At 52.4% G+C, this 1,352-nt stretch carries 1 rRNA gene; it reads left to right on the top strand.

The annotated features are described in order from the left end of the window. Window positions 1-374: 374 nt before the first annotated feature. A 16S ribosomal RNA gene (locus QP909_RS11685) occupies window positions 375-1,352 on the top strand; the annotation flags it as partial.

The raw sequence follows: 1,352 nt of genomic DNA, 5'->3' as shown, positions 1-1,352 counted from the left end.
GATGATGTTTGAGAACTCAATAGTGTGCCAATGTACTTTTTATTTTTTGTGTGCATGGTTGTGTGTTGATTGGTTTGTCTGCCAGCGGACTTAGTGGTTTGTTGGTTGGTGTGTGCCGGTTGGGTATGTGGAACACGTACTCTTTTGAATGCTGTTTGGTGTTTCGGCTGCATTGAGATGGATTGGTTGGCATGTGATTGTGTTCAACTTTTTGGTTTCCTCTTTTTGACCCCGTCGGGTTGAGGGGACTGTTTATTTTTTCTTTGTAGTAATTTTTTGGACGCCAGCACAGGCTTTTGTGGTTTGTGGTGGTTTGTTCTTTTGTTGGGTTTCGGGCTTTTCACGGCCTGTTTCGGATTTTGTTCTGAAATTTTTTTGTGGAGAGTTTGATCCTGGCTCAGGACGAACGCTGGCGGCGTGCTTAACACATGCAAGTCGAACGGAAAGGCCCTGCTTGCAGGGTACTCGAGTGGCGAACGGGTGAGTAACACGTGGGTGATCTGCCCTGCACTTCGGGATAAGCCTGGGAAACTGGGTCTAATACCGGATAGGAGCCATTTTTAGTGTGATGGTTGGAAAGTTTTTCGGTGTAGGATGAGCTCGCGGCCTATCAGCTTGTTGGTGGGGTAATGGCCTACCAAGGCGGCGACGGGTAGCCGGCCTGAGAGGGTGGACGGCCACATTGGGACTGAGATACGGCCCAGACTCCTACGGGAGGCAGCAGTGGGGAATATTGCACAATGGGCGCAAGCCTGATGCAGCGACGCCGCGTGGGGGATGACGGCCTTCGGGTTGTAAACTCCTTTCGCTAGGGACGAAGCTTTTTGTGACGGTACCTAGATAAGAAGCACCGGCTAACTACGTGCCAGCAGCCGCGGTAATACGTAGGGTGCGAGCGTTGTCCGGAATTACTGGGCGTAAAGGGCTCGTAGGTGGTTTGTCGCGTCGTCTGTGAAATTCCGGGGCTTAACTCCGGGCGTGCAGGCGATACGGGCATAACTTGAGTACTGTAGGGGTAACTGGAATTCCTGGTGTAGCGGTGAAATGCGCAGATATCAGGAGGAACACCGATGGCGAAGGCAGGTTACTGGGCAGTTACTGACGCTGAGGAGCGAAAGCATGGGTAGCGAACAGGATTAGATACCCTGGTAGTCCATGCCGTAAACGGTGGGCGCTAGGTGTGAGGGTCTTTTCACGACTTTCGTGCCGTAGCTAACGCATTAAGCGCCCCGCCTGGGGAGTACGGCCGCAAGGCTAAAACTCAAAGGAATTGACGGGGGCCCGCACAAGCGGCGGAGCATGTGGATTAATTCGATGCAACGCGAAGAACCTTACCTGGGCTTGACATACAC

It is taken from the genome of Corynebacterium sp. MSK195, assembly GCF_030228885.1.
Lineage (GTDB): Bacteria > Actinomycetota > Actinomycetes > Mycobacteriales > Mycobacteriaceae > Corynebacterium.
This window is presented reverse-complemented; position numbering and strand designations above follow the sequence as displayed.